General features: G+C 67.7%; 1 protein-coding gene. It reads left to right on the top strand.

The window, feature by feature from the left end; translation table 11 throughout:
* Positions 1 to 23 precede the first annotated feature (23 nt).
* Positions 24 to 9,689, top strand: coding sequence for an amino acid adenylation domain-containing protein (locus DMX06_RS22480; protein WP_446033104.1), 9,666 nt, complete (start codon positions 24 to 26; stop codon positions 9,687 to 9,689).
* Position 9,690 lies beyond the last annotated feature (1 nt).

Below are 9,690 nucleotides of genomic sequence, written 5' to 3'. Positions count from 1 at the left end.
GGGAGACATTCAAAGTGCAAGAGCTGCTCGACACCGTAAAGTCGCTGTCCACCAGGGAGCGCAAGGCATTGGCAGCCTTGCTCAAGCGCCAGGGTGTCAACCTCTACGGGGTCACCCCGATCTTCAGAAGGGACTCTGCGGACGGGGCAGCGCTTTCATACGCACAGCAGCGCCAGTGGTTCCTCTGGCAGCTCGATCCGCACAGCGCCGCCTACAACATCCCGGCGGCGCTGCGGCTCAAGGGCGCGCTGGATATCGAGGCGTTGCAGCGCAGCTTCGACAGCCTGGTGGCGCGCCACGAAACCCTGCGCACCACCTTCCGCCAGGAGGGTGACGGTGCGGTGCAGATCGTCCATCCGCCGATGCCGCTGGCATTGATGGTGGAGCCGTTCGCGGTTGCCGATCCGGCAAATCTGGACGCGGCCATCCGCGCGCGGGTGGAAGCCGAGGTGCAGCAACCCTTCGACCTGCAACAGGGCCCGCTGCTGCGGGTCAGGCTGCTGGTGCTGGGGCCTGAAGAGCATGTGCTGATCCTCACTGTGCACCATATCGTCTCCGATGGCTGGTCCACGCCGATCCTGGTGGACGAGCTGATCCGTCTTTACCAAGGCTTGCGTCAGGGCTCGCCAGTGACCCTGGCCGAGCTGCCGATCCAGTACGCCGACTACGCGTTGTGGCAGCGCGACTGGATGGAGGCGGGCGAGCAGGAGCGCCAGCTCGGCTACTGGCGCCAGCAGCTGGCCGGCGAGCAGCCGCTGCTGGAGTTGCCCGTCGACCGTCCGCGGCCGTCGGTGCAGAACTTCCACGGCGCGCGCCTGGCCATCGATATCGATGCCTCCCTGGCCCAGGCGCTCAAGGCCTTGGCGCGCCAGCAGGGGGTGACCCTGTTCATGCTGTTGCTGGCATCGTTCCAGACCCTGCTGCACCGCTACAGCGGCCAGGCCGATATCCGTGTCGGCGTGCCGGTGGCCAACCGTGCCCGGGCTGAAACCCAAGGGCTGATCGGTTTCTTCGTCAACACCCAGGTGCTCAAGGCCGAGTTTGTGCCGCAGACCACCTTCACCGCGTTGTTGCAACAGGTTCGCGAGGCCGCGCTGCAGGCCCAGGCGCACCAGGACCTGCCGTTCGAGCAACTGGTCGAGGCGCTGCAGCCTGAGCGCAGCATGAGCCACAACCCGCTGTTCCAGGTGCTGTTCAACCACCAGGCCGAAAGCCCGGGCATGGCCCGTCAACTGGGCGAGCTGCAGGTCGAGGGCTTGAGCTGGGAAGGGCAGACCACCCAGTTCGACCTGATCCTCAATACCGCCGAACACGACGGCGGACTGATTGCGGCACTGACCTACGCCACCTCGCTGTTCGACCCGGCCACGGTCGAGCGCATCGGCCGGCATTGGCGCAACCTGTTGCAGGGCATCTGCCAGGACCACGCGCAGCGTGTGGCGCAGTTGCCGTTGCTCGATGCGGCTGAGCAGGGCGACTGGAAAACCGAAGTGCAGCGCTACCCAAGCACGCTGTGCGCCCATGAGCTGATCGAGGCGCAGGCGGCGCGTACGCCTGAGGCGGTCGCCGTGACCTTCGCCGGGCAGTCGCTTAGCTACGACCAGCTCAACCGCCGTGCCAACCGCCTGGCGCACAAGCTGCGCGAGCAGGGCGTGGGGCCGGATGTGCTGGTGGGTATCGCCGTGGAGCGCGGCTTCGAGATGATCGTCGGCCTGCTGGCGATCCTCAAGGCCGGCGGCGCCTATGTGCCGCTGGATCCGGAATACCCGCAGGACCGCCTGAGCTACATGATGAAAGACAGCGGCATTCAACTGCTGCTGACGCAAGGTTATCTGCTGGCCGCTCTGCCCGTGCCGGCACAGGTTCGCAGCCTGAAGCTGGAAGACGATCTGGCCGGCTACAGCGAGGAGAATCCTGCGCACCTGAGCCAGCCGGACAACCTGGCCTATGTGATCTACACCTCGGGCTCGACCGGCAAGCCGAAAGGTACTTTGCTGCCGCACCAGAACCTGCTGCGTCTGTTCAAGGCGACCGATGCCTGGTTCGGCTTCGGCCCGCAGGACGTGTGGACGCTGTTCCACTCCTACGCCTTTGACTTCTCGGTCTGGGAGATCTTTGGTGCGTTGCTGCACGGCGGTCGCCTGGTGATCGTGCCGCGTGAAGTGACCCGTTCGCCGGAAGACTTCCACCAGTTGCTGGTGGAGCAGGGTGTCACCGTGCTCAACCAGACCCCATCGGCGTTCAAGCCGCTGATGCGGGTGGCCTGTGACAGTGCGTCCGACCTGTCGCTGCGCTATGTGATTTTCGGCGGCGAAGCCTTGGATGTGGCGGCACTGCAACCCTGGTTCGAGCGTTTCGGCGAGGATTGCGACAACCTGATCAACATGTACGGCATCACCGAGACCACGGTTCATGTGACCTACCGGCCGATCCGCTTTGCCGACACGCAACAGCCGGGCAGCCCGATCGGTGCGGCGATCCCGGACCTGTCGATGTACGTGCTGGATGCCGACTTCAACCCGGTGGCCAAGGGTTGCACGGGCGAGCTGCACGTCGGCCATGCCGGCCTGGCACGTGGTTACCACAACCGTGCCTCGCTGACCGCCGAGCGCTTCGTGCCGGATCCGTTCTCCTGCGAAGGCGGGCGCCTGTACCGCACCGGCGACCTGGCGCGTTATCGCGGCCAGGAGGTGATCGAGTACGTAGGCCGGATCGACCATCAGGTGAAGATCCGTGGTTTCCGTATCGAACTGGGTGAAATCGAGGCACGCCTGCAAGAACATGCGTCGGTACGCGAAGTGCTGGTGCTGGATATCGACGGGGCAGGGGGCAAGCAACTGGCCGCTTACCTGATCGCCCAGGACGCCAACGCCGATCACGCCACTCTGCGCGACACGCTGAAACAGCACCTGAAAGCCAACCTGCCGGACTACATGGTCCCCACGCACTTCCTGGTGCTGGAGCAGTGGCCGCTGACCGCCAACGGCAAGTTGGACCGCAAGGCCCTGCCGAAACCGGACGCCAGCCAGCTGCAACAAGGCTACGTGGCCCCGCGTACGGAGCTGGAGCAGCAACTGGCGGCGATCTGGAGCGAAGTGCTGAAGGTCGAGCAGGTCGGCCTGCACGACAACTTCTTCGAGCTCGGCGGTCATTCGCTGCTGGCCACCCAGGTGACCTCGCGGATCCGCCAGCGCCTGGAGTTGGAAGTCCCGCTGCGCAGCCTGTTCGAGTCCGCCGACCTGCAGGCCTTCGCCCAGGCCGCCGGTCAAGGCTCGGCCAGCCAGGCGCCGGCGTTCACTGTCGTGGACCGCAACCAGCCGCTGCCGCTGTCCTACGCCCAGCAACGCCAGTGGTTCCTCTGGCAGTTGGAGCCTGAAAGCGCCGCCTACAATATCCCTTCAGCCCTGCGCCTGAAGGGCGAGCTGAACATCGAGGCACTGCGCAGCAGCTTCGCCGCGCTGGTTGCTCGTCACGAAACCCTGCGCACCACCTTCCATCAGGAAGGCGAGCAGGCCTGGCAACGCATCCATCCGGCCAGCGACTTCGAACTGGCCGTCGAAGCGGTCAGCGCTGAAGCCCTGCAGGCGCGGGTGGCCGAGGAAGCCCGCCAGCCGTTCCACCTGGAAAACGGTCCGCTGCTGCGTGCCCGCCTGCTGCGCCTGGCCGAAGACGACCATGTGCTGGTGCTGACCTTGCACCATATCGTCGCCGACGGCTGGTCGATGCCGATCATGGTCGACGAGGTGGTGCGCCTGTATGCCGGCTACCGTCAGGGCGCCGCCGCGCCACTGCCGACCCTGGCGTTCCAGTATGCCGACTACGCCGCCTGGCAGCGCCAGTGGATGGACGCTGGCGAGCAGACCCGCCAGCTGGACTACTGGCGCGGACAGCTGGGCGACGAGCAGCCAGTGCTGGAACTGCCACTCGACCGTCCGCGTCCGCTGTTGCAGAGCCATGTCGGCGAGCGCCTGGACATCACCCTCGAGCGCGAGCTGGCCGAGGCCCTGAAGGCCACGGCACGCGAACAGGGCGTGACCCTGTTCATGCTGTTGCTGGCCTCGTTCCAGAGCCTGCTGCATCGTGTGTCCGGGCAAACCGATATCCGCGTCGGCGTGCCGATTGCCAACCGTACCCGCGCCGAAACCGAAGGCCTGATCGGCTTCTTCGTCAACACCCAGGTGCTCAAGGCCGAGTTCGACCTGCGCACCACCTTCGGCGAGCTGCTGCAGCAGGTCAAGCACACCGCCCTGCAGGCCCAGGCCCACCAGGACCTGCCCTTCGAGCAACTGGTCGAGGCCCTGCAGCCGGAGCGCAGCCTGAGCCACAGCCCGTTGTTCCAGGTGATGTTCAACCACCAGACCTACCGCGCAGGCGATGCCCGTCAACTGCCGGGGTTGACCGTGGAAGGGCTGGCCTGGGACAACCACACCGCCCAGCTGGACCTGAGCCTGGACACCTTCGAGAGCGACGATGGCCTGGGCGCAAGCCTGACCTACGTCAGTGAGCTGTTCGAGCGCGCCACCGTGGAACGCCTGGCCGGCTACTGGCTGGCCTTGCTGCGCGCCATCGCCCTGCAGCCGCAGCAGTCGATCAGCGACCTGCCGCTGCTGGACTTTGAGCAACATCGGCCTGCCGATTTCAGCGACGCTCCTTGCGTGCACCAGCTGTTCGAGGCGCAGGCCGCCCAGGCCCCGCAAGCCGTGGCGCTGGTCTGCGAGGGCGAGGAGCTGAGCTACCAGGCGCTGAACCGCCGCGCCAACCGCATCGCCCACAAGCTGCGCGCTCTTGGAGTCGGCCCGGACGTGTCGGTCGGCATCGCCATCGAACGCGGCCTGGACATGGTGGTCAGCGTGCTGGCGGTGCTCAAGGCCGGCGGCGCCTATGTGCCGTTGGACCCCGACTACCCCCACGACCGCCTGGCCTACATGATCCAGGACAGCGGCCTGCGCCTGCTGCTGACCCAGTCGGGCGTGCTGGCGCGCCTGAGTGTTGCGCCAGAGGTCCGCAGCCTGTGCCTGGACCTGGGCGACGACTGGCTGCAAGGCTGCGCCGAGGACGACCTGGCCAACCTGACCCAGGCAGACAACCTGGCGTACATCATGTACACCTCCGGCTCCACCGGCCGCCCCAAGGGCGTGGGCATCAGCGCCGCGGCCCTGCGCGGGCACGTGCTGGGCTTCGTCGACCGCTTCGGGCTGACGGCGGCGGACCGGGCGCTGCAGTTCTCCACCTTCAACTTCGATGCCTTCGTCGAGCAGCTGTACCCGGCGCTGGTCTGCGGCGCCCGCGTGGTCCTGCGCGGCCAGGCGCTGTGGGACAGTGAGACCTGGTACCGTCAGGTGCTGGAGCAGGGCGTCACCTTCAGCGACCTGCCGACCGCCTACTGGCACATGCTGGCCAAGGACTTCGCCGCCCGCGGGCCCAGGGACTACGGCCAGCTGCGCCGCGTGCACATGGGCGGCGAAGCCATGGCCGCCGATGGCGTATTGGCCTGGCGCGCCGCGGGGCTGGCCGATGTGCGGCTGGTCAACACCTACGGCCCGACCGAGGCCACGGTGTGCATCACCAGCCATGACTGCAGCGACTACGTCACCGGCCAGGCTGCCGTGCCTGGGCAGATCCCGATCGGCCAGGCCCTGCCCGGACGCAGCGTCTACCTGGTCGATGCGGCCGGCAACCTGGCCCTGCCAGGGTCTATCGGCGAGCTGCTGGTGGGCGGCGAGCTGCTGGCCCGGGGTTACCACAACCGCCCGGGCCAGAGCGCCGAGCGCTTCATTCCCGACCCGTTCGGGGCCAGCCCTGGTGGGCGTCTGTACCGCACCGGCGACCTGGCGCGCTACCGCGCCGATGGTGTCATCGAGTTCGTCGGCCGGGTCGACCATCAGGTGAAGATCCGCGGCTTCCGTATCGAACTGGGCGAGATCGATGCCCGCCTGCGCGAACACCCGGGGGTGCGCGAGGCGCTGGTGATCGACATCGACGGCGCGGGCGGCAAGCAGCTGGCGGCCTACCTGGTGCCGAGCGCGCAGGCAGGTGAAGACCTGCGCGTCGAGCTGTTGCGCCACCTGAAGGCCGGCTTGCCGGAGTACATGGTGCCCGCGCACCTGGTGTTCCTCGAGGCGATGCCGCAGACGCCGAACGGCAAGCTCGACCGCAAGGCCCTGCCCAAGCCCGACGCCAGCCAGGCGCAGGCCGACTACGTGGCGCCGCGCAGCGAGCTGGAGCAACGCCTGGCCGCGATCTGGGCCGAGGTGCTCAAGGTCGAACAGGTCGGCCTGCACGACAACTTCTTCGAGCTCGGCGGCCACTCGCTGCTGGCGACCCAGGTAATTGCCCGGGTGCGCCAGGGGCTGGGCCTGGAGCTGGCGCTGCGCAGCCTGTTCGAGTGCCCGGACCTGCAAGGCTTCGCCGCGCTCGCCGCACAAGGCAGCGCCAGCCTGGCTCCGGCGTTGCTGCCGGTGGATCGTGGCCAGCCGCTGGCGCTGTCCTATGCCCAGCAGCGCCAGTGGTTCCTCTGGCAGCTGGAGCCGGACAGCGCCGCCTACCACATTCCCGCCGCCCTGCAACTCAAAGGCCGGCTGAACCTGGAAGCGCTGCGCCAGGCGTTCGAGGCCCTGGTGGCCCGTCACGAAAGCCTGCGTACCACCTTCCACCAGCAGGGCGGACAGGCGCTGCAGCGCATTCACCCGGCGAGCACCTTCACCCTGGTCATGGAGTCGCTCCACGACACCCGCGCCGAGGCGGTCCGCGAGCGCGTGGCCCGCGAAGTGCAGCGCCCGTTCGACCTGAGCCAGGGGCCGCTGCTGCGGGTACGCCTGCTGCGCCTGGCCGAGGACGATCACGTGCTGGTGCTGACCCTGCACCATATCGTCGCCGATGGCTGGTCGATGCCGATCATGGTCGACGAAGTGGTCGACGCCTACCTGGCCTTGAGCCAGGGCCAGCAACCTGAACTGCCCGCCCTGGCCGTGCAGTACGCCGACTACGCCGCCTGGCAGCGTCAGTGGATGGAAGCCGGCGAACAGGCCCGCCAGCTGGACTACTGGCTGGCGCAGCTGGGTGGCGAGCACTATGTGCTGCAACTGCCCACCGATCACCCGCGTCCCACCGTGCAGAGCCATGCCGGGCGTAGCCTGACCGTCGAGGTCCCGGCGGCGCTGGCCCAGGCGCTCAAGGCGCAGGCGCGCGAGCAAGGGGTGACCTTGTTCATGCTGCTGCTGGCCTCGTTCCAGAGCCTGCTGCATCGCCAGACCGGCCAGGCCGATATCCGCGTCGGCGTGCCGATCGCCAACCGCACCCGGGCCGAGACCGAGGGGCTGATCGGCTTCTTCGTCAACACCCAGGTACTCAAGGCCGAGTTCGACCTGCAGACCACCTTCAGCGAGCTGCTGCAACAGGTCAAGCACACCGCCCTGCAGGCCCAGGCCCATCAGGATCTGCCTTTCGAACAACTGGTTGAGGCGCTGCAACCGGAGCGTAGCCTGAGCCACAACCCGCTGTTCCAGGTGATGTTCAACCACCAGGCCTACCGTGCGGAGAATGTTCGCGAGTTGCCGGGGCTGAGCATCGCCGGCCTGGCCTGGGACAACCCCACGGCGCACCTCGACCTGGCCCTGGACACCTTCGAGAGCGAGGACGGCCTGGGCGCGACCCTGACCTACGTCAGCGACCTGTTCGAGCACGCCACCATCGAACGCATGGCCGGGCACTGGCTCAACCTGTTGCAGGCAGTCAGTACCCAGCCGGCCCAGCGCATCGTCGAGCTGCCGCTGCTGGACGCGGCGCAGCGCCAGATTATCCTTGAGCAATGGAGCCGGCACGAGGCGGTCTACCCCGACCAGCGCACCGTGCAGCAGCTGATCGCCGACCAGGCCGCGCGCACGCCGCAGGCCACGGCGCTGATCTGCGAAGGGCAGCAGCTCACCTACCAGGCTTTGGACCTGCGCGCCAACCAGTTGGCCCACCGCCTGCGCGAGGCAGGCATCGGCCCGGACGTGCGCGTGGGCATTGCCCTGCCGCGCAGCCTGGACATGGTGGTCGGCCTGCTGGCGGTGCTCAAGGCCGGCGGCGCCTATGTGCCGCTGGACCCAGACTACCCGCACGAGCGCCTGGCCTACATGATGGAGGACAGCGGCATCGTCCTGCTGCTCGGCCACAGCGCGCAGTTGCAAGGCTTGGCGGTGGCGCCGCAGGTGCGCAGCCTGTGCCTGGACAGCGAGGCCCTGGACGCCTGGCCGAGCCATGCGTTGCCCGAGCTGGGCGACCCCGACAACCTGGCCTACATCATGTACACTTCCGGCTCCACCGGCCGTCCCAAGGGCGTGGGCATCAGCGCTGCGGCCCTGAGCCGGCACGCCCACGTCGCCAAGGGCTTCTGCGGGCTGTCGGCGGCCGACCGGGTACTGCAGTTCTCCACCTTCAACTTCGACGCCTTTGTCGAGCAGCTGTACCCGGCGCTGATCTGCGGCGCCAGCGTGGTGGTGCGCGGCCCGACGCTGTGGGACAGCGAGACCTTCTACCGCGAAGTGGTGACCCAAGGCATCACCTTCGCCGACCTGCCGACCGCCTACTGGTACCTGCTGGCCAAGGACTTCGCGGCCAAGGGTCCGCGCGACTACGGCGTGCTGCGCCAGGTGCACATGGGCGGCGAGGCCATGGCCGCCGACGGCGTGCTGGCCTGGCAACAGGCCGGGCTCGGTCATGTGCGCCTGCTCAACACCTACGGGCCGACCGAGGCCACCGTCAGCGTCATGAGCCATGACTGCAGCGCCTATGTCACCGGCGAGCAGCCCTTGCCGGTGCAGATCCCGATCGGCAAGGCCCTGGCCGGGCGCTCGATCCACCTGGTGGATGCCGCCGGCGACTTGGCCCTGCCAGGCGCTATCGGCGAGCTGCTGGTGGGTGGCGAGCTGCTGGCTCGCGGTTACCACAACCGCCCGGGGCTGACCGCCGAGCGTTTCATCCCCGATCCGTTCGCCACCACGCCGGGTGCCCGCCTGTACCGCACCGGCGACCTGGCGCGCTATCGCGAACAGGGGCTGGTCGAGTATGCCGGGCGCATCGACCACCAGGTGAAGATCCGTGGTTTCCGCATCGAACTGGGCGAGATCGAGGCGCGCCTGCGCGAGCATCCGGCGGTACGCGAGGTGCTGGTGGTCGATATCGACGGCCCGGGCGGCAAGCAACTGGCCGCCTACCTGGTGCCCAACGCGATGCCCGAGGAGGAAGGCGGCCTGCGCGCCGAACTGAAGGCGCACCTGGGCGCCAGCCTGCCGGACTACATGGTGCCCATGTACCTGGTGCTGCTCGAGCGCATGCCTCTGCTGCCCAACGGCAAGCTCGACCGCAAGGCGCTGCCGGCCCCCGATACCCGGCAGTCGCAGCCGGCCTACGAGGCCCCGGTCAGCGAGCTGGAGCAACAGCTGGCCACGCTCTGGGCCGAAGTGCTGGAGGTCGAGCGGGTGGGCCTGAACGATGACTTCTTCGAGCTGGGCGGGCATTCGCTGCTGGCGGCCCAGCTGATTTCCAAGATCAACTCGGGCCTGGGGATCGACATCCCGCTGCGCCTGCTATTCGAGAAACCGCAATTGAATGATTTTGCCCAGGCCTGTGCCTCCACCGGCTTGTCGTTGAGCGAGGACGGCTTGTCCGATATCGAAAGAATGATGAATGAAATGGCGGGCGTCTGAG

It is taken from the genome of Pseudomonas mosselii, assembly GCF_003205295.1.
GTDB lineage: Bacteria > Pseudomonadota > Gammaproteobacteria > Pseudomonadales > Pseudomonadaceae > Aquipseudomonas > Aquipseudomonas mosselii_B.
This window is presented reverse-complemented; position numbering and strand designations above follow the sequence as displayed.